The sequence below is a fragment of the Micromonospora sp. WMMD1082 genome, from assembly GCF_029626175.1.
Lineage (GTDB): Bacteria > Actinomycetota > Actinomycetes > Mycobacteriales > Micromonosporaceae > Micromonospora.
Map to the genome: position 1 here is coordinate 5,352,500 of NZ_JARUBM010000002.1, position 19,966 is coordinate 5,372,465.

The 19,966-nt window shown below is 71.7% G+C and carries 19 protein-coding genes; 9 read left to right on the forward strand and 10 right to left on the reverse strand.

Annotated features, from left to right (window positions below; translation table 11 throughout):
* Window positions 1–90: 90 nt before the first annotated feature.
* The 4 genes from O7615_RS24665 to O7615_RS24680 form a co-directional block, all read right to left on the reverse strand.
* Window positions 91–1,257: a winged helix DNA-binding domain-containing protein gene (locus O7615_RS24665; RefSeq protein ID WP_278180169.1), complete on the reverse strand. Its 1,167-nt coding sequence runs from the start codon at window positions 1,255–1,257 to the stop codon at window positions 91–93.
* 53 nt (window positions 1,258–1,310) lie between these two features.
* On the reverse strand, window positions 1,311–2,348 hold the full coding sequence (locus O7615_RS24670) for a hypothetical protein (protein WP_278180170.1): 1,038 nt from the start codon (window positions 2,346–2,348) through the stop codon (window positions 1,311–1,313).
* Complete coding sequence (locus O7615_RS24675) at window positions 2,345–2,944, reverse strand: TOMM precursor leader peptide-binding protein (RefSeq protein WP_278180171.1); 600 nt, start codon at window positions 2,942–2,944, stop codon at window positions 2,345–2,347. The genes O7615_RS24670 and O7615_RS24675 overlap by 4 nt, the downstream gene beginning before the upstream one ends.
* Before the next feature lie 131 nt (window positions 2,945–3,075).
* Entirely contained in the window at window positions 3,076–4,005 is a 930-nt protein-coding gene (locus O7615_RS24680) for an AraC family transcriptional regulator (RefSeq protein ID WP_278180172.1), read from the reverse strand.
* Between the two features lie 81 nt (window positions 4,006–4,086).
* On the opposite strand from O7615_RS24680, the gene O7615_RS24685 reads away from it, so the two are divergent.
* A complete protein-coding gene (locus tag O7615_RS24685) occupies window positions 4,087–4,941 on the forward strand; it encodes an NAD(P)H-binding protein (protein WP_278180173.1) in 855 nt (284 codons plus the stop codon).
* 42 nt (window positions 4,942–4,983) lie between these two features.
* Here O7615_RS24685 and O7615_RS24690 read toward each other — a convergent pair whose 3' ends face one another.
* A complete protein-coding gene (locus O7615_RS24690) occupies window positions 4,984–5,307 on the reverse strand; it encodes a cupin domain-containing protein (protein ID WP_278180174.1) in 324 nt (107 codons plus the stop codon).
* A 70-nt stretch (window positions 5,308–5,377) separates the two neighbouring features.
* Here O7615_RS24690 and O7615_RS24695 point away from each other — a divergent pair, with 70 nt between their 5' ends.
* Window positions 5,378–6,403 (forward strand): helix-turn-helix domain-containing protein, encoded by a 1,026-nt coding sequence (locus O7615_RS24695; RefSeq protein WP_278180175.1) that lies wholly within the window; start codon window positions 5,378–5,380, stop codon window positions 6,401–6,403.
* Here the strand turns inward: O7615_RS24695 and O7615_RS24700 are convergent.
* From O7615_RS24700 to O7615_RS24720, 5 genes are all read right to left on the reverse strand, one after another.
* Complete coding sequence (locus tag O7615_RS24700; RefSeq protein ID WP_278180176.1) at window positions 6,367–7,440, reverse strand: methyltransferase; 1,074 nt, start codon at window positions 7,438–7,440, stop codon at window positions 6,367–6,369. The genes O7615_RS24695 and O7615_RS24700 overlap by 37 nt on opposite strands.
* On the reverse strand, window positions 7,437–8,600 hold the full coding sequence (locus O7615_RS24705) for an aminotransferase class V-fold PLP-dependent enzyme (protein ID WP_278180177.1): 1,164 nt from the start codon (window positions 8,598–8,600) through the stop codon (window positions 7,437–7,439). Before O7615_RS24705 ends, O7615_RS24700 begins: the two co-directional genes overlap by 4 nt.
* Window positions 8,597–9,862, reverse strand: coding sequence for a hypothetical protein (locus tag O7615_RS24710; protein WP_278180178.1), 1,266 nt, complete (start codon window positions 9,860–9,862; stop codon window positions 8,597–8,599). Before O7615_RS24710 ends, O7615_RS24705 begins: the two co-directional genes overlap by 4 nt.
* Before the next feature lie 82 nt (window positions 9,863–9,944).
* A complete protein-coding gene (locus tag O7615_RS24715) occupies window positions 9,945–10,631 on the reverse strand; it encodes a tryptophan 2,3-dioxygenase family protein (protein ID WP_278180179.1) in 687 nt (228 codons plus the stop codon).
* Window positions 10,632–10,902: 271 nt separating this feature from the next.
* On the reverse strand, window positions 10,903–11,529 hold the full coding sequence (locus O7615_RS24720; RefSeq protein ID WP_278180180.1) for a TetR/AcrR family transcriptional regulator: 627 nt from the start codon (window positions 11,527–11,529) through the stop codon (window positions 10,903–10,905).
* 71 nt (window positions 11,530–11,600) lie between these two features.
* Between O7615_RS24720 and O7615_RS24725 the strand changes: the two genes are divergently transcribed.
* From O7615_RS24725 to O7615_RS24755, 7 genes are all read left to right on the forward strand, one after another.
* Window positions 11,601–12,539, forward strand: a complete 939-nt coding sequence (locus O7615_RS24725) for an FAD-dependent oxidoreductase (RefSeq protein ID WP_278180181.1) — start codon at window positions 11,601–11,603, stop codon at window positions 12,537–12,539.
* A gap of 91 nt (window positions 12,540–12,630) precedes the next feature.
* Window positions 12,631–13,056, forward strand: coding sequence for a Fur family transcriptional regulator (locus O7615_RS24730; RefSeq protein ID WP_278182216.1), 426 nt, complete (start codon window positions 12,631–12,633; stop codon window positions 13,054–13,056).
* Between the two features lie 23 nt (window positions 13,057–13,079).
* A complete protein-coding gene (gene katG / locus O7615_RS24735; protein WP_278180182.1) occupies window positions 13,080–15,356 on the forward strand; it encodes a catalase/peroxidase HPI in 2,277 nt (758 codons plus the stop codon).
* A 131-nt stretch (window positions 15,357–15,487) separates the two neighbouring features.
* Entirely contained in the window at window positions 15,488–16,300 is an 813-nt protein-coding gene (locus O7615_RS24740; RefSeq protein WP_278180183.1) for a class I SAM-dependent methyltransferase, read from the forward strand.
* Between the two features lie 137 nt (window positions 16,301–16,437).
* On the forward strand, window positions 16,438–17,391 hold the full coding sequence (locus O7615_RS24745) for a DUF1996 domain-containing protein (protein ID WP_278180184.1): 954 nt from the start codon (window positions 16,438–16,440) through the stop codon (window positions 17,389–17,391).
* A 71-nt stretch (window positions 17,392–17,462) separates the two neighbouring features.
* The gene (locus tag O7615_RS24750; RefSeq protein ID WP_278180185.1) at window positions 17,463–18,203 is read left to right on the forward strand and encodes a DUF305 domain-containing protein; all 741 of its coding nucleotides are present in this window, start codon (window positions 17,463–17,465) and stop codon (window positions 18,201–18,203) included.
* 109 nt (window positions 18,204–18,312) lie between these two features.
* Window positions 18,313–19,947 carry a vWA domain-containing protein gene (locus O7615_RS24755; protein WP_278180186.1) on the forward strand — a complete coding sequence of 545 codons (1,635 nt, stop codon included), beginning with the start codon at window positions 18,313–18,315 and terminating at the stop codon, window positions 19,945–19,947.
* Window positions 19,948–19,966 lie beyond the last annotated feature (19 nt).

The following is a 19,966-nucleotide window of genomic DNA, read 5'->3' on the forward strand; positions in this document are numbered from 1 at the left end:
CGCAGGAGGGCCTGCACACTCTCGGCTTCCTGCTCAACGGTGCTCTCGGCGGCAGCGCTGACTGAAGTTACGCACCCGGCCTCGTGGAGGCTAGGCGTGACCGCCGACCGTGATCGGGCCGATCCGAACCGTCGCCCGCGCCCCGAAGAACGCGGCAAGCCGCTCCGCCTCCTCGTCGAGCGCGCGGCGCCGCGCGGCCGACAACTCGTCCAGCGGCTCCACCGTCACGTCGATCCGCCGTCCGGACTTGCGTTGATGCCACACGCCGGCGACCTGGCCGTCGACGAGGAGCACGGGAAAGGTGCCCGCCTGACCGTTGGCGAGCCCGCGCCGGGCGGCGCGGCCGGCGAATAGCCGGTCGCGGGGATGGCAGCCGATGACGTACGCGTCGAAGTAGGGCAGCAGTCGAAGTCCGGCCGGCGGCTCCTGGTCGAACTCGCGGTCGCCCGCCACCACCCAGGCTTTCTCACCTTCCAGATCGATTGGCTCCAATCGATCGGCCGCTCGCCGGAACATTTCAGTGGCGAATGTGCGCGGAATCGACAGCCACTGCGCCACGTGCGCGGGTGTCGCCGGCCCGTACGCCCAGAGGTAGCGCTCCAGCAGATCGGTGAGCGCGACCTCGCCCGGGGCCGGCGTGCAGCCCGGCAGCAACCGCGACAGGCTCGTATACGTCACCTTGCGGCCCCGCAGCGGACCGAAGCACAGCACACCCCGGTTGGCCACCTCGTGCTCGACCTGTCGCCACCGCGGCCATCGGTCACCGAACGCCTCCATCACCCGATCGGCCGCCCAGTCGCCGACGCGTTCGGCGATGGCCTCGGTGAGTTCGTCAACGGTCAGGTCGGCCTCCCGCAGCGCGTCGCCGATCGCTTCGATCACTGCCTCGATCTGTGGTCTCGTCATCCGTACCCCCGGAGGCTGCCCGTCCTGGCCGGCCGGGAGTGCCGAGAGCGCACCCGTCCACATCGGCAGCTCGGCGGCGGCGAGCAGATGCACGGTGCCGCGCGGCCCTCGCGTCTTCACCAGGCGATGATCGCGCCAGAGCGCATCCTGCACGGCCTGCCGGGACACCCCGTCGAGCCGCGACCCGAGGGACCACTCGGCGGCCGACATCACCTGCGCGTGTACGCCACACTGTGCCGTCGCGACCTGCCCGATCGCCGCCTCGCCGTGGCGGCGGGGCCCGGTCAGCCCCGCGCGCTCCAGACGCCGTGCGTTGACCTGATCCCATGTGCACCCCGCCGCGACCGCCATGCGGGAGAGTCTGCCGTAGGCCGCCACGATATGCCGGCCGCGGTGCCGGCAGGTCATCCGCTGGCCGCGTCCCGCACCGGATCGGCGAGCGGGTGGGCCGGTTGCGGTAGCAACGGGCTGGGCCGGAGCGGGAGGTGTCGCGGCGTGGGCCGGATGGTGTTCTCCCGCTCGTACTCCCCGCCGTGCCGGCCCTCGTCCACGGTGCCGTTCGGACCGCAGTCGGTGCAGCCGCGGCGGCGGAGAAGACGCCGGTCGATCGCCACGGGCGCCCCGTCGGAGCAGCGGATCTCCAGGATGGCATCCAGCGTGGTGAGGTCCGCGCCGCGGGTGAGCGCGTGGACGACCTCGCCGGCCACCAGCGTCGCGATCAGGTCGACCGTCGTCGCCGCCGGGCCGGACCGGTCGGGCCGAGGTGGTGGCGGCAGTTGACAGGCGCAGGACAGGCCCGGGCGCAGCAGCGGCCCGACGGACCCGCCGCGATCGTCGACCCGGGCGCCGAGCCACCACTGCCCGGAGCGCAGGGTCGCGGCCAGAGCGGTGGGTGCGCCGTCGTTGACGACCTCCACCACGAGCGCCGAGGCCCGGCCGCCGGCCGTGGCGGGCGGCACCCCGACCAGCAGGTCCGGATGGTACGGCCGCATCGTGACTCCGCTGCGGTCCAACTCGGCGGTGATCGCGGCGGGGAGCCAGCCGCGTCCCGCCACGAGGGCCCGGCCCTGGCACAGGTTGTCCAGCAGTTGCTCCACGTCGGCCGGGTGCCCAAGGCCGGCGGTACGGGAGAGGAAGTCAGCCGCTGGCGTCGGCGGGCCGGTTCCCGCCGAAACGGCGGCACCCGCGCTGACGGGGTGCGCGAGTCCGTGCCGCACGAGCAGCGCGATCCAGTCGGTGACCTCCGACACCGGAACGCACAGCAACTGCGCGATGTGCGGCACGCAGTGGTTGCCGTCGAGCAGTTCGCAGATCTGCGGCAGGACGTCCGTCGCCCCGGGCCTGGTGAAACCCACCCGCGCCGGGCCGCCCTCCAGGACGTAGACGTCACCGACGGCGAACCCGACCAGCCCACCGCTGAGGCGGTACACCCGCCCGGTCACTCCGGAACTCCCGCGCTGCCGATCGCACCGGAAATCGTCTCCGCCGCCCCGGGGTGCTTCCACCGGGAACAGCCGTCGACCGGCACGAACTCGTCCACCCGCAGGGTGCCGCCGAGCACGTTGTAGCGGAGGACCCGGCGGCGGGAGGAATCGTCGTGCCTGATGAGCATCGTGGCGAGGGCCGCCGCGACGCTCGCGTGGTGCTCAAGGTAACCGAGCGGGCCGGCCGTCGCGTCCCGGTCGTACAGGTCCCACAGCGCCCTGGTGAGGTGAGGCTGCGGGTCGGCGGCGAGCACCCGGCCCAGTAGGCAGTCATAGCAGCCGGACACGTGTGGGCCGAAGACCGGCCCGACCCGGATCTGCGGGTGCGCCAGGATCACCGGTAGCCACCAGGGCACCGCGTCGTTCGCGTCGATGGCCCGGGCGACGGTGCGGGCTTCCCGCCAGGACGCCAGCACGATCGGTAGCAGCGGAGTGGTTGCCGCCGCCGGGGCGCTCTCCGTCACGTGCGTCCCGGCGATCCTGGACACCAGGCGGCCGGCGACCGCGCGACCGAAGTCACCGACAGCGACGATCGTGACAGGGGGCTGCTGCATCGCGGGCCTCCAGGACAGTCACAGCTCTAGAGGATCTTTGCTTCAGTGGGCCGATGGTACGGCGGCCGTCGTACTAACCGCGCACAATCGGCGTACAACTGGACCGCCTCCTGCGTGGGCGAGACCGCTGTTCACCGTCGCTCACGAGGTTGTCGGCGGTGGTCGCTGGGCCGCGAGCCGCGTACCCGTTTGAACGCCACGCTCAACGCGAACGCCCCGGAGTAGCCGACCCGCCGGGCGATCGCGTCGACGGTCAGGTCGGTGTGACGCAGCAGCTCGACGGCGAGGGCGATCCGCCAGCCCGTCAGGTAGGTCATCGGCGGTTCGCCGACCAGCGCCGTGAACCGGCGGGCGAACGCTGCCCGGGACACCCCGGTCTTCGCGGCGAACTCGGCCACCGTCCACGGGTACGCCGGACTGTCGTGCATCAGCCGCAGGGCGCTGCCCGCCCACGGATCGTCCAGGGCACGGCACCAGCCCGGGGCGTCGTCGAACCACCCACGCAGCGCCGAAACCAGGATCAGGTCCAGCAACCGTTCCAGCACCAGCATCTGCCCCGGCCGGTTGCGGGTCACCTCCTCGGCCATCGCCTCCGCCGACGGGATCGCGCTGCCGGCGGCGGGCACGACCAGGAAGGAGGGCAGGGCCTGCCGCAAGCGGCCGCTGAGCCCACCCCGGCGTTCGAACGCCCCGCTGAGCAGCACGGGACCGTCGTCGGGGTCGTCATCGTCCCGCCTGCCGCAGGAACGCGTGGGCCCGGTGCCGCCGGGGCAGTAGTCGGCTGCGGTGACCGTCCACATCGGGCCCGACGACAGAGCCGACGACGGGGCGTCGGCCACGGCGTACGGCACGTCGCCGCGCACGACGGCGATGTCGCCCTCGGCGATGCGCACCGGATCCCGCCCGTCGGCGACCACCCAGGCATGGCCTCGCAGCATCACGGCCAGCATCAGCGGGGCACCGGTGGACATCCGCAGCACCCAGGGCGGTCGCAGGACCGTCGGCCGGAACACCGCACCGCGGCCCCACACGTCCGCCAGCAGCTCGGACACCGCATCCACCGTCGCGAGTGTAGACGCCGGGACATCGGTCAGATCGTCCAGAGCATGGATCCTCGCGTCCCGTCCCGGTTGGCTCGAGTCATGAACGCACCACCGATCCTTGTCACCGGGGCCACCGGCAAGTCCGGACGCCGCGTCGTCGCCCGGCTGCGCGCCCGCGGGATACCGGTGCGCGCGGCGTCCCGCACCGGCGAGCACCCCTTCGACTGGACCGACCTCGGCACCTGGGACGCCGCGCTCGACGGCGTGCGCGCGCTCTACCTCGTGCAGCTCAACGGCAGCCGGCTGGTCCGCCCGTTCGTCGACAGCGCGGTGCGTCACGGAGTGCGGCGCATCGTCCTCGCCTCGGGCCGTGGCCTCGACGATCCCGACTACATCCAGGGCAGCAGCGGCATCCGGGACGCGGCGCTCGACAGCGAAGCCGCCGTACGCGACAGCGGGCTGGAGTGGACGATCAGCCGCCCCGGCTGGTTCGCACAGACCTTCACCGAAGGCATCTACGCCAACGCCGTCCGAGCCGGTGAGCTGCGCCTTCCCGCCGGTGACGGCGCCGCCAGCTTCCTCGACGCCGACGATGTCGCCGCAGTGGTGGTCGCCGCCCTCACCGAAGATGGCCACCCGGGCCAGACCTACGAGCTGTCCGGCCCGAACCCGGTGACACTCACCGAAGTGGCCACCACCCTCTCCGCGGCCACCGGCCGCACCGTCCGATACGTGCCGCTGTCGAGGCGGGAGTACGTCGCCGAGCTTGTGGAGCAGGGTGTACCGGCCACGGACGCCGAAGCGTTCGCCAACGTGGCCGAGTCGCTCCGCCTGGGCAAGGACGCGCACGTGTCCGACGGTGTGCGGCGCGCCCTCGGCCGCCCACCACGGACCTTCGCCGAGGCGATTCAGGCCGGCAGCGCCTGGGGTGGGCTGTGTGCGCTGTCGAGCTGATAGCGCGAATGGGTCACGGCGGGGATGGCCGTCTGCGAGCCGTCAGCGGGGGAGGATGCTGATGCCGAGCATCCGCGCGCCCGTTTCCGTCCGTGGTCGGTGACTACTGCCTGGCGCGAACACCACGTAGCTGCCTGGACCGAGCCGATGGCCCCTGTCGATGAACTCGCCCGAGACGACGTAGTAGCGTTCCTCGCCCTCGTGCACGTCCACCTCCGGCCACTCGCTGCCGGGCGCGAAGTCGTACATCCAGCCGCCCGCCCATTCGGTCCTCGGCAGTTGCCGCCGCAGGATTCCGGGGGCCACCTCCACCGCGTCCACCTCGTCGACGTGCAGGACCTGGACATCATCGTGTTCTTGCCTCATGGCTACATGGTGGCCGTGGATCCGCGATCAGCCCAGTGTCTGGCCTGACGCGCCAGGGTACTTTCTTGCCATGGTGCTCCATCGGGTCGTCGCGCTGGTCCTGCCGCCGCAATCCACGTTCGAGTTGGCGTGCGCCGCCGAGGTCTTCGGAGTGCCCCGCCCCGGCCTTCCCGCCCACTACGAGTTCACGGTGTGCGCCGAAGAACCGGGCGCGGTGCCGACCCTCGCGGGCTACGCGATGGTGGTGCCCGCAGGACTGTCCGCGCTGCGGCGCGCCGACACGATCGTCATCCCCGGCCAGCAGCTTCGTGACCAGCCCGCCTCACCTGCCGTGATCGAGGCGGTCAGGCGGGCGCATCAGCGCGGCGCGCGCATCGTGGCGATCTGCTCCGGTGCCTTCCTGCTCGCCCAGGCGGGACTGCTCGATCATCGTCGAGCCACCACCCATTGGCGGATGGCGGGTGAGCTACAGGCCCGCTTCCCGAACGTCGCCGTCGAACCCGACACGCTGTACGTCGACCAGGACAACATCGCCACCAGCGCGGGCACCGCCGCCGGCATCGACCTCTGCCTGCACCTGGTCCGCACCGACCACGGCGCCGCCTACGCCGCGCAGATCGCGCGGCACATGGTCATGCCACCGCATCGCGAGGGCGGGCAGCTTCAGTACGCCGCGCCTGCCCACACCGAGCGCCCGCCAGACTCTCTCGCGCCCCTGCTGGACTGGGCCGTCGAACGGCTGCATGAACCCCTCACGGTCGACGCCCTGGCCAGATTCGCGAGGGTGTCCGCGCGTACCCTCGCCCGCCGGTTCGCCGACCAACTCGGCGTCAGCCCAGGCAGGTGGCTTCTCCACCAGCGCATCGCGGCGGCTCAGGCGCTGCTGGAAGAGACCGACCTGTCGGTCGACGCGGTCGCCGACCGGACCGGCCTCTCCTCGGCCGCCAACCTGCGCAGAGGCTTCCGCGACACGGTACGCACCTCGCCCGCCGCGTACCGGCGCTCCTTCGGCCGCCGCAGCGAACTGCTCACCGCTGCCGCTCCTCGGCGCGCTCGCGGCTACGGTGTTCCGCCGGGAGGCACCGCCGGCGGATGAGGTGTTCGACGGGCGGCGGAGTCCGGCTTGTACGCGGTGACCAGCTCCCAGGTGCCGGGAAGCACTGCCACGTGCTGGAAGCCGATCTCCTCGAGCAGTGTGGTGTAGAAGTCCGCCTCGCGTAGGCGGCTGACGCTGCTGTCGACGCCGATCAGGAAGTAGCTCCAGAAGAACTGCATGGCCAGCCGGTCCGGGGTGCGGAACTCCTCGCAGATCAGGATCAGCCCGCCCGGCTCCAACGCCGCGTACGCCTGTCGCACCAGTTCGCGGGCCACGGCGTTGGGCCAGTCGTGCAGTACCCGGACGAAGGAGAGCGCGTCGTAGCCCGGCGGCAGGGGTTCGGCGAAGAAGTCGCCGCCGACGAAGCCCAGCCGATCCGGGTGACCGGAGGTGGCCCGGGTGGCGGCCACCAGCGGTGCCACCGCCGGCAGGTTGTACACGTCGGCCCGCAGATCCGGCGCGGCGTCGAGGATGTGGGCGGCGAGTGTCCCGTCGCCACCGCCCACGTCCAGCAGGCGACGCCGGTCCGACCAGAGGTGGCCCGCGTGCCGGCGTACCGTCTCGATCGCCGGCCCCAGCCCGAGGGCCATGCTGCGCTCGAACTCCGCGGTCTGGGCGGCGGTGGTCGGCGGCCAGGTGAAACCGTCGTCGATGCTGACGTCGCCGCGCAGGCTCTCGGCCAGCCGCCCGTGCAACTGCCGCCAGGGGTAGCGGTCCCGGTCCCGTTCGGTGGCGCCCGGCCCGACCACCGCGTTGACCGCGTCGTGCAGCCCCGGCACGGCTCGGTAGCTGGTCGCGCCGATGTCGTCGTCGGCCTCGTCGCGGGTCAAGCAGCCGAGGCTCTCGATGCAGTCGAGGAACTTGTACAGCCGGAGCGGAAGCACCCCGAACCGGGCGGCCAGCGCGTCGAGACGGACCGGTCCGGGCTCCAGCGCGTCGAGCAGCCCCAGGTCCAGCGCCGTCTGCAGCACGTCCATGGCCTTGGGCCCGTTGACGAGCAGGCTCATCAACGCCCGGGGCGAGAGGGTGACGGTCACCGGTGCGGCTCCTTCTCCAACGCGTCCATGAACAGGTCGATCTCGTCGAGGGTGTTGTAGACGTGCGGGCCGACCCGCAGATAGCCACGCCAGCTGCAGATCACGCCGCGGGCGGCCAGCCGCTGCTTGACGGCCTCGCCGTCGGGGACGTCCAGGCACACCACCCCGCCACGTCGGCCCGCGTCGGTGGGGCTCACCACCACGATGCCGGCGGCCTCGGCCCGGTCCAGCAGCCGCTGGGTGAGCGCCAGCGAATGCCGCCGGATGGCGTCGACGCCGACGCCGGCCAGCAGGTCCAGACCGACCTGGGACACCAGCGAGGTGGGCGGGTACGGTGTGCCACCGGCGAACCGGCGCACTCCCGCCGCCCACCCGTGCGAGGGCCGGAACGTCAGTGCGCGGTCGCCGGCCTGCCAGCCGGTGGCCGCCGGCGTCAACAGCGGCACCAGGTCCGGCCGGACGTAGAGGAACGCGGTGCCGACACCACACAGCCACTTGTGGGAACCGCCGATGACGACGTCGACGCCGAGCGCGGTGACATCCAACGGCACCACCCCGACGGTCTGGAAGGCGTCCACCACCACCAACGCGCCGACGTCGTGGGCGTGGGCCACCAGGCGGGGCAGGTCGACGGTGGCGCCGGAGGTGAAGCTGGCGTGTGGCACGCACACCAGCAGCGTCCGCTCGTCGATCCTGGCCTCGAGAGCGTCCTGGTCGAGGTGGGGGCCACCGGTGCCGACCACGTCGAGTTCGGCGCCATAGCGGCCGTACGCCCGGAAGATGAACGGCACCGTCGGATAGTCGAGATCCGTGCTGACCACCCGGTTGCGCGGCGGGCGGTAGTCGAAGCAGGACGCCACCCGGGCCAGGAAGGTGCTCAGGTTCGCGTCGGTGAGCACGCTGCCCGGCGGCGCGCCGAGGAGCGCGGCCACCGAGTCGGCATACCGGTCAAGGCCGACGTGCCAGTCCTGCCACACGTCGTCGCGCCAGGTGCGTAGCGTCTCCCAGTAGTCGTGCAGCACCCGCTCGACCCCCCTCGGCACCGCGCCGGTGGAGTTGCTGTTCAGGTAGACGCAGGTCTGCAACAGGGGGAACTCGGCGCGCAGGGCGGCGTGCGTGCCGGTGTCGAGGCATCGTGGGCTCTGCTCGGACTGGCTCACGCGCAGTGCCTTCCACTCCGGTCGGCCGCAGGTGGATCGGTGGTCACGGCGGTGAAGACCGGTGCGGCGCTGACCGCCGCCAGGTATGGCGTGCCCTCGGTGTAGCCGGTGCCGGAGCGCGCGCCGAGCATCCGCACCGCCAGCCGGTGATGGGTGCGTCGCCACTGCGACAGGGTGCCGGCGAACGCGGCCATCCGCCGCGCCACCAGGGCGTGGTCCGGACCGGCGAGCCGGCCATCGGCAACAGCCGACCGGTACGTCTCGTCAACCGTCGGCTGGCCGTCCTGTACCTGGGCCCGCACCTCCGGCACCGCCCGGTAGGCCACCGAGTCCAGCCGATCCGCATCCGGGGTACGACACAGCGACTCCACCAGCTTGTACGAGCGGGACTGGATCGCGCTGGCCCCCTCGGTGTACTGCCGGAACGTGCGGAACGACTCCGGCTGCATGGTGGCCAGCAGAGAGAAGAGCGGACCCGCGGCGCGCAGCAGGTCACCCGCGTACCCGAGCCGGTCGGCGGCGGCGCCCGGCGCGTCCCCGGCCAGTGCGGTGACCACCGCGCGAAGTTCGTCGGCGACCCCGGCGAAGAGGCACTCATAGCCCTGCAGCACCCGGATGAACAGGTACTCGTCGTGCGTCACGTGGACCGGCAGCATGCTCAACCGCAGCGACGGATCCTCGGGGGACGCGAGGTCACCGGCGATGGCGTGCAGGTCGGCGGCGGCGGTGGCCGGGTCGTCCGCACCGACCGCCTTGTTCAGGCCGAGACGGGCCAGCGCGGGAGCAGCGGCGCGGACCCCGAGTCGGCAACGTTTGGTGACCACCGCCGGCCCGGGGCGGTGCTGTGGCAGCAGCCCGGTGGTGTGCGCGGCGGCAGCCAACTCGAAGGCCAGCGTGTCGGCGATCAGGCGGACGAGGAGCCGGTCCCGGGCACGCCGTCCGTCGGCCGCCCGCGCTGCCGGGGACTGATCGTCTGCTCCATCGGAGAACCGGAGCAGGCGTAGGGCGAGGTAGCTGCGGTAGTCGTAGCGGCCGTCCCACTTGTCGAGTGCGACGTCGAGAAAGTCGGTCAGCAGCCGTGTCGAGGCGTCACCGTCGGCTGGTGTCCGGCTGGCGACCTTCCCCCGCGCCTCGTCGAGCAGGGCGAGGAAGCTCTTTTCGACAAAGTGTTTACCGACCCGGTGAAATTCGTCCAGGACCGCCGAATAGGGAAAGCTGCGCGGTCCGGCCGTACCGGACAACCAGTGAGCTACAGCACGCACGTGTCACCCCTCGAAATTGACGAGACGAACCACGGTCAAAGGCCGCAGGTTGTGCCGGCGCGAAGGTTGAGGTTGAGCGACGCTAATCGTCGGCGGTGGAGTGCATCCGCACCTGCCACAGCTCGGGGAAGAATCGGTGTCCGGCGAGTTTGGCCAGCATGTTCACCGGACTACCCGGGGTGCCAGCCGGTGGGTGACCACCGATTCGGAGCGCCACCTGGTAATGACGGACCCGCCACAGCGATACCCGCTCGTCCCACTCCACCATCGCCTCGGCGAGCCGGTGCAGCGGATCCGACAGGTCCGCCGGGCACAGGTCCGCGGCCGGGACACCCCGGACGGCAAGCTGCCCGTCGAACGAGCGACCGAGCTTCCGACTGGCCGACTGGACCTGCCGCCAACCCGGCGACTCCGCGCCGGAACCGTTGCCGAGAGCCGGCTGCATCGCCTGAAAGTCCACTGGGGACAGATACCGCAGCATGTCCAGTTGGTCGGTGATCAACCGGACCGCGAGCGTCGCCCGGACCAGCAGCGCCTCGGCGACCGACAGCTCCCCGGCATCCACCCGATCGGTCGCCTCGGCCAGCTCCGCCGCCGCCAGTTTCAGCCACAGCTCGGCGGACTGGTGCACCACCTGGAAAAGCAGCTCGTCGCGATGGATCACCTCGCCCGGCGATCGTTGCAGACCCAGCAAAGTATCCGTCCGCATATAACGCGCGTAGTCCGTAGCGCCGGAACCCGGCAGGACAGGCGAGTGGTCATGCTTCACGGACAATCCCTCCGGTCGGCGTGGACGTACCGGGATCAGCAATGCGTTGGCGGCAATCATCCAACCACGGACAGCAATGCGCTACCCCTTGGTCGCAGCAAGTTTCAAACTTCCTGATTGGCCGAGGATTGCCAGCACCGACACCACGGGCCAACGCTGGAGAATCCGCTACCTGTCAGTACGCGCCGGCGGTGCGGTGCCCACGTGGTTGCGGATGCGCACCTCGACCACCGGTGTCTTCTCGGCCGGGACCTCCGAGCGTAGTGCGGGGCTAGGGGTGTGGCGCCGTCGTGGCGTACAGCACGGCCTGGACGGCCTGGCGGAGATCTTCCCGGCTCTCGGTGGTGCCCGGTGTCGGAGCGGTCAGCGCGCCGGCGCCGGCCAGCCGATCGAAGAGCAGACCGTCGATGTACGCCACGAGGTGAGCGCCCTGCCGCGATGGGTCGGGCGCCCCGGCGCGGGCCAGCAACGCCTCGGCCTGTGCCCGGAAGGCGGTGCCATGGCTCAGGATCTGGCGCAACTGGGGGCGGTGAGTGGCCTCGATCAGGCAGGCGTACCGGGCCAGTGTCCGGTTGCGGTGGGCGCTCAGCCAACGGTCGAGCAGCGTGGCGATGCCGATCGCCAGGTGCTCGATGTCGGCGGCGGTCAGCGGCGCCGGGTCGGCGCGGGGCGGGCCGGACGCCAGCTGGTCCCGCGTGATGTCGGCCCACTCCAGCTCGGCCAGACGCCGTACCACGCCTTCGATGAGCGCCTCCCGGGTGCGGAAGTAGGCCGAGGTGGAGCCGAGGGGCAACCGCGCCCGGGCGTCCACCGCCCGGTGGGTCAGCCCGCGCATGCCGGCTTCGGCGATCAGGTCGATCGCCGCGTCCGCGAGCAGGGCAATCCGACTGCCGGTCACCGCGCCTCCTCGTTCGCCTTCTCTACACCTGTAGAGTACTTCTACAGGTGTAGAGAGAGTGGGAGGGACACGTGACGAGCCAGATGCGGACACCACCTTCTGCGGTGGTGGTGGGCGGCGGGATCGCCGGGCTGTCGAGCGCGCTGGCCCTGCACCGGGCCGGCTGGCAGGTGACGGTGCTGGAGCGGCAGCCGGAGTTCGGGGAGGTCGGGGCGGGCCTCAGCCTGATGGCCAACGGGCCGCCCGCCGAGGTGACCTACCTGCGCGATGGCGATTCGGTCACCATCCCCGCCGACCTGGTCGTCGGGGCGGACGGCATCCACAGCAGGGTGCGTAACCTGCTGTGGCCGGATCTCCCGCTGCCGGCATACTGCGGGTCCACCGCGTGGCGCGGGGTGACACCACAGCCGTGGCCCGAACCGGTCCCGGCCGCACTCAGTTGGGACCGGGGTGCGGAGTTCGGCATGCTCCCGTTCGCGGACAACCGGGTCTACTGGTACGCCGCCGTGTGCGCTCCGGCGGGGCAGCGGTCCACCAACGAGCACGCGGCCGTACGGGATCGCTTCGGCGCGTGGCACGAGCCCATCGCGGCGCTGATCGACGCCACCCCCGCCGAGGCGGTCCTACGGCACGACCTCTACCACCTGGATCGGCTACCCGACACGTACGTCAAGGGCCGGGTGGCGCTGGTCGGCGACGCCGCCCACGCGATGACCCCGTTCCTGGGACAGGGCGCCTGTCAGGCGATCGAGGACGCGGTGGTGCTCGGCCGAGCGTTCGCCGGTGGGGCGCCGCCGGGGGAGGCGTTGGCCCGCTACGACCAGCTGCGGCTTCCGCGTACCCGAAGCGTCGCGCGGGCCTCGCTGCTGGCCGGCAGGTTCGGTCAGCAGCTCGACAACCCGGTCGCCGTGGCGCTGCGCAACGCGATGATGCGGCTCACCCCCGCGTCGGTGGCGCTGAGATCCATGGCACGGCACGTCGCCTGGGATCCACCCGACCTCATGCCCTAGGTCGGTTCCCTCGGTTGCTGCGACGGTACGCGACCGCAGGCGTCGATAAACTGGATTTATTCCAGAAGAGTGGGCTAGGGTTCGTCACGTGATGACCGACCTCGAGGCGCAGCTGCGGGCGGTCTCGTTGCGCGTGACCCGGCCCCGGTTGGCGGTGCTCGCCGCGCTGCGTGACCACCGGCACGTCGACACCGACACGGTGATCGCCCTGGTGCGGGCGAATCATCCCACGGTGTCCCACCAGACGGTGTACGACGTGCTGCGCGCGCTCACCGAGGCCGGCCTGGTGCGGCGCATCCAGCCCGCCGGGGCGACCGCCCGGTACGAGTCCCGGGTGGGGGACAACCATCACCATGTCGTCTGCCGCTCCTGCGGCGCGATCGCCGACGTCGACTGCGCTGTCGGCCATGCTCCCTGTCTCACCGCCTCCGGCGACCACGGCTTCGTGGTCGACGAGGCGGAGGTCGTCTACTGGGGCACCTGCCCCGACTGTGCGACCGAACGCACCCGCCAGTGATCCGCCAGTTCGGAAGGAAACAGATGAGCGACACCCAGGACAACGCGCCCGCGAGCGCGCAGGGCGTGGACCAGAAGGCGGCGGCCGGTTGCCCGGTCGCGCACGACTCCGTGACCGCGCGGGGCAGCGAGAGTGAGAACCCGGCGATCGACTCGCCGACGCCGAAGACCGGCGGCCGCCCGCGTACCAACCGGGACTGGTGGCCCAACCAGCTCGACCTCTCGGTGTTGCACGCCCAGTCGCCGAAGGGCAACCCGCTGGGGGAGAGCTTCAGCTACGCCGGCGAGTTCGCCAAGCTCGACGTCGAGGCCCTCAAGCGGGACATCGTCCAGGTTCTCACCACCTCGCAGGACTGGTGGCCCGCCGACTTCGGCCACTACGGCGGCCTCATGATCCGGATGAGCTGGCACGCCGCGGGCACCTACCGCATCCACGACGGTCGCGGCGGCGCCGGCGACGGCGGTCAGCGGTTCGCCCCGCTCAACAGCTGGCCGGACAATGCCAACCTGGACAAGGCCCGCCGGCTGCTGTGGCCGGTCAAGCAGAAGTACGGCCAGAAGATCTCCTGGGCCGACCTGCTCGTGCTCGCCGGCAACGTCGCCCTGGAGTCGATGGGCTTCAAGACCTTCGGCTTCGGCTTCGGCCGGGAGGACGTCTGGGAGCCCGAGGAGATCTTCTGGGGTCCGGAGGACGCCTGGCTCGGCGACGAGCGCTACGCCTCCGAGAAGGAGATGGTGACCGGCGTCGGGGCCACCGAGATGGGGCTCATCTACGTCAACCCGGAGGGCCCCCGCGGCAACGCGGACCCGGCCGCGGCGGCGCACTTCATCCGCGAGACCTTCGGCCGGATGGCGATGAACGACGAGGAGACCGTCGCCCTCATCGCCGGTGGCCACACCTTCGGCAAGACCCACGGCGCCGGTATCGCCGACGACCACGTCGGTCCCGAGCCCGAGGCCGCCCCGTTGGAGGCGCAGGGCCTGGGCTGGCTGAGCACCCACGGCAGCGGCAAGGGTGCGGACACCATCACCAGCGGTCTCGAGGTGACGTGGACCGACCGGCCGACGCAGTGGAGCAACCGCTTCTTCGAGATCCTCTTCGGCTACGAGTGGGAACTCACCACGAGCCCCGGCGGCGCGAAGCAGTGGGTCGCCAAGGACGCCGAGGCGATCGTTCCGGACGCGCACGACCCGTCGAAGAAGCACCTGCCGACGATGCTCACGACCGACCTGTCGCTGCGCGTCGACCCGGCGTACGAGAAGATCTCGCGCCGGTTCCTGGAGAACCCCGACGAGTTCGCGCTGGCGTTCGCCAAGGCGTGGTACAAGCTGCTGCACCGCGACATGGGTCCGGTCAGCCGCTTCCTCGGGCCGTGGGTCCCGGAGGCCCAGCTGTGGCAGGACCCGGTGCCGGCCGTCGACCACGAGCTCGTCGGTGACGCCGACGTCGCCGCCCTCAAGGCGAAGATCCTGGAGTCCGGCCTCACGACCGCCCAGCTGGTCGCCACCGCCTGGGCCTCGGCTGCCAGCTTCCGGTCCACCGACAAGCGGGGCGGCGCCAACGGCGCCCGGATCCGCCTTGAGCCGCAGCGCAGCTGGGAGGTCAACCAGCCCGAGCAGCTCGCGACGGTCCTGGCGACCCTGGAGGGCATCCAGCGGGAGTTCAACGAGGCCGGCGGGGCGAAGATCTCGCTCGCGGACCTGATCGTGCTGGCCGGCTCGGCCGCCGTCGAGAAGGCGGCGCGCGACGCCGGCGTCGAGGTGACCGTGCCGTTCCGGCCGGGCCGCACCGACGCCACCGCGGAGCAGACCGACGTCGACTCCTTCCGGGTCCTCGAGCCGCGCGCCGACGGGTTCCGCAACTACCTGCGGGCCGGCGAGAAGACCCAGCCGGAGGTGCTGCTGCTCGACCGGGCCTACATGCTCGACCTGACCGCGCCCGAGATGACCGTCCTCGTCGGCGGTCTGCGCTCCCTCGGGGCCAACGTCGGCGGCACGCCGCACGGCGTCCTCACCGACCGGCCCGGCGTGCTGACCAACGACTTCTTCACCAACGTGCTCTCCCCGGGCACCCGGTGGAAGGCGTCGGAGTCCGACGAGCACGTGTACGAGATCCGGGACCTGGCCACCGACAAGGTGAAGTGGACCGCCACCGCGGTCGACCTCATCTTCGGCTCCAACTCCCAGCTCCGGGCCCTCGCGGAGGTCTACGCCAGCGAGGACGCGCGGGGCAAGTTCGTCGCCGATTTCGTTGCCGCCTGGACCAAGGTCATGGAACTCGACCGGTTCGACCTGGTCTGACCCGACCGCACCGCCGAGCCCCGGTCGATCCACCTGCGATCGACCGGGGCTCGACGCCTCCTGGCCCGCGCCACCAGGGCGCGATCCGGCCTCCGCCGGTGCGGCGGCGGCAGTCTTGGCAGGATGGTGCGGTGGCGATCCCGAATCGGCGTGACCTCGGTGGGGTGTTCGACGAGGTGCCGGAGCTCTACGACCGGATCCGGCCGGGATACCCCGACGACCTCGTCGCCGATCTCGTCACCGTCACGGGCGTCGGCGAGCGATCGTCGGTGCTGGAGGTGGGCTGCGGGACCGGCCAGGCGACCCGTTCGCTGGCGGCGCTCGGTTGTGCGCTGACCGCCGTCGAGCCGGGCGCGGGCATGGCGGCACTGGCCCGCCGACGGCTCGCCGCCTTCGGCAGGGTCACCGTGGAGCGGTCGACGTTCGAGGCGTGGGACGACCGCGGCAGACGCTTCGATCTCCTGGTGGCCGCCTCGTCCTGGCACTGGGTCGACCCGTCGATCGGCTGGCGGCGAGCGCACGACGTGCTCCGTCCCGGCGGGTGGCTGGCGCTGCTCGGCCACGTCGTGGTCCGCCGACCGGGAAAGCCGGAGGTGTACGCCGAAACCGTCGACCTGCACGAGCGGTTCGCCCCCGGGAACCCGGACTGGGGCCATCCGCCGTCGGAGGACGACGTGCGCGCCACCGACGTGGGCTGGGGACCGGTGGCCGATCCGGGCGGCCTGTTCGGACCGACGGTCGTGCGCTGGCACCCGACCGTCCAGTGGCTGGACGGGGCGGGCTTCGCCGATCTCCTTCGCTCGACGTCGCCGTACCGGAGGCTTGATCGCGACGTCCGCGAGCCGCTCCTCGACGCCGTCGCCGAGCGCATCCGTACCCGGATGGGCGACCGGGCGGCACGCCGCTACCTGAGCGTCCTCCGGGTCGGACAGCGCGCCGATTGACCGCCGACGCTATTGCCTGATTCCCACCAACTGCCGGACGTATTGACAAGTGTCGACATTCGGGTGAGGCTGGACGAGAGAGCGCTCTCTCACATCGGGTCCCACCGACCACCACCAGTCTGGCCAGGGAAACTCCGATGTCTTCGGCGGCGGCGCCGGAGGTGTCCCTGACCCGTACCCCCGACAGGAGTCACGAGATGGACAGGGCCGCACCCCTCTCCGCCATCCGCAGCCGACTGCGCCTCGCCACGGCGATCGGCGCCCTGCTGGTGCTGCTCGGCACCTACGTGGTGTCCACCACCGCGCGGGCCGACGCCGCCCCGGGCATCAACGCCATCCGGGTGGCGGAGTTCCCCGCCGACTGCACCTACAGTCACCGGCTCCCGGACGACCCGATCATCTTCCCCGGGCTGCCCGGCGCCTCGCACATGCACAGCTTCTTCGGCAGCACGGTGACCAACGCCCACACCACCCTTCCCGACCTGGTCAACTCGCCCACCACCTGCAACCCGCGGGTGGACGTCTCGTCGTACTGGGTGCCGACCCTCTACAACAACAACGTGCCGGTGGAGCCGGCCATCGCCACGTTCTACTACCTGGGCGAGGGGGTACGCGACGACGTCGTCGCGCAGACCCAGCCGTTCCCGCTGGGGTTGCGGCTCGTCGCCGGCAACGCGGTGGCCACCGGGCCGGGTCAGAGCATCGCCCGCTGGTCCTGCCTGCACGCCGGGCACGTGCCGCCGTCCAAGGACTTCGTCAACTGCCCGGCCGGCACGATGCTGGAGTCGTACCTGGACTTCCCGCAGTGCTGGAACGGCCGGGACCTGGACTCGCCGGACCACAAGAGCCACCTGGCGTACCCGGTGAACCAGGCCTGCCCGGCCAGTCACCCGGTGCACGTGCCGAAGCTGCGGCAGGTGCTGCGATACCCGGTCAACGGTGACCCGTCGCGGTTCCGACTGGCCTCCGGGCCGGGCTACACGATGCACGGCGACTTCTTCAACGCCTGGCCGGTGGCGGAACTGTCCCGCCGGGTCCGCGACTGCATCCGTCCGGTCATCAAGTGCGGGCACGACGGCCGGCCGATCTGAGCCGGACACGATCGCACCCGAGGCGGGCCCGGTCACGCCGGGCCCGCCGCCCCGGACGCCGAGGAGGCCGGATGCGGGTCACCGTCACCGCACCGTCCACGTTGCTCGCGGTGCTGCTCGTCGCCGGCTGCTCCGCCGGGTCACCGCCCGCCACCGGCGGCACCTCGCCGCCGGCCACCGCGCCGACGAGCCAGGCCGCACCGACAAGCCAGGCCGCACCGACGAGCGATGCCGCACCGACGAGCGTGGCGGCGCCGGGCTCGACCGCCGCTGGGGCGTTCAGCGCCACCGACATCGCCTGGCTCCAGCTGACGGCGGCGATGGCCGAACGGCTGCTGCCGGTGCTCGACCTGGTGCCCACCCGGACCACCGACCCGGCCTGGCGGCGCCTCGCCGCCCAGGTCGAGGCCACCCACCGCACCGACCTGGCCCGGTCCCACCGGCTGCTCGGCGACTCCGGCGCGCCGTCGACCAACCCGCACGAGGGCCACGACATGCCGGGCATGGTCACCGACGAGGAACTGGCCACGCTGCGCTCGGCCACTGGCGAGGCGTTCCGCCGGCTGGTCGCGGGGCACCTGCGCGCGCACCTGACGCAGTCGGTCCGGATCGCCGACGCGGCGCGGCAGAGCGGCGCCCACCCGGCGAGCACCGCGCTGGCCGCGACCGTGGTCCGGGACGGCACCGCCGCGCTCGCGCGGCTCGACCGGCTCGACCCGCCCGATCGGCTGAACCCGCCCGATCGGCTCGACCAGCCATCGACGGCCCGCGCGGCGACGGGCGCCGCCGGGCTGGTCCCGCGTACCCGCTGAGGCGCGGAGGCTCATTGTTCACCCTGTGTTCTCCATCCCGTTCGTTCACCGCTGCTACCAACAAGCCAGGTCCTTCGAAGATCAACGGCAGCGACGGGATGGGGCACAGGTGCGGGTCAAGGGGATTGCGGCGGTCGCCGCTGCGATGATGGTGCTTGCCGCCGGATGTACCAGCGACGAGCCCGATCCGCGCAGGTCGACCGGCATCGACGGACCAACGTTGCGGATCGTCGCCGGGTCCGAGCAGGAGAGCGTGGTCGAGACGATCGTCGAACCGTGGTGCGCCGGCAAGGGGTACCACTGCGAGGTGACGCTCAAGGGCTCCGTCGACCAGGCCCGACTGCTCGCCGCCGGCAGCCGCGAGCACGACGCCTACTGGTTCGCCTCCAGCGTCTTCTCCCAGCTCGGCGACAAGGCCAACGTCCTGCAGGACGTGCAGCCGATGTTCCTGACGCCGGTGGTCTTCGCCGGCTGGCGCGGCGAGATGCAACGGCTGGGCTTCGCCGACCGGGCGGACGTCGGGATCGCCGAGATCCTGCGGGCGGTCGAGTCGGGCCGTACGCGGGTCTGGGTGACCAACCCGACGCAGTCCAACTCCGGCGCCACCGTGCTGTTCGGCTTCATGAACTACTTCGCCGGCAACGGCCCGGGCACCCCGCTGAGTCAGCAGCAACTCGACTCCCCGGCGGTCGAGCAGGGCGTCACCCGGTTCATCGCGGCGATGGACCAGACGCCGCCGTCGACGGGCACCCTGATGACCGAGTGCCTCGCCCGCCCGGCCGACTGCCGCACCATGTTCACCTACGAGGACCTGGTCATCGAGAAGAACCAGGAGCTGGTCAGGGCCGGCAAGGAGCCGCTGGTGGTCGCGTACCCCCGCGGCTCGCTGGCGATCAGCGACGCGCCACTGGGCTTCCTGCCGCAGGGCGACGAGGGCGACGCCGTCCGGCGCGGCATCGTCCGCGAGCTGCAGGACCACCTGCTCACCGACCCGGGCGCGCAGGCCCAGTTGCTCAAGCTGGGGCGGCGCCCCGTCACCGGCGTCGGTTTGACCCTGGACAACCCGGACCTGTCCGTGTTCAACCCGGAGTGGGGCATCCAGGCGACCATCAACGAGCAGGGCATCCAGTATCCGGCGGCGCCGGTCATCGAGGCGGCGCTGGACCGCTACCAGACCCGGTACCGGCGCCCTGTCAACACGTTCTACTGCCTCGACGGCAGCGGGTCGATGGCCGCGAACGAGGGATGGAACGGGGTGCAGGCCGCCGCGCACCAGATCTTCGACCAGGACCAGGCCGCGCTCAACTTCCTGCGTACGCACCCGCAGGACTCGACCACCGTCGGCATCTTCAACCGGGATCTCGTCGAGGGCACGCCGTGGGTGGTGGACGGCGACGACGCGGCCGGCCTGCACGGGCTCACCGAGCGGATCAACGCCTACCGCCCCACCGGCGGCACCAACATGTACGCCTGCCTGCAACGGGCCGCCGCCGAGCTGAGCCGGCCGCAGCCCGCCGACCGGCGGCGGCTGGTGGTGCTGATGACCGACGGCCAGTCCGAGAGCGCCGACCGGGGTGGCGCGGTGGCGGCGCTGACGTCGCTGGGCGTACCGGTGGTCGCCATCGCCTTCGGCCGCGACGTCGACGCCGCGCAACTCAGGGAGGTGGCCACGGCCACCGGCGGCGCGTACGTCCAGCAGGACGACCTGGTGTCGGCGCTGCGTCAGGCGGCGGGTTACAAGTGACCGGCCGCCCCACCGACGG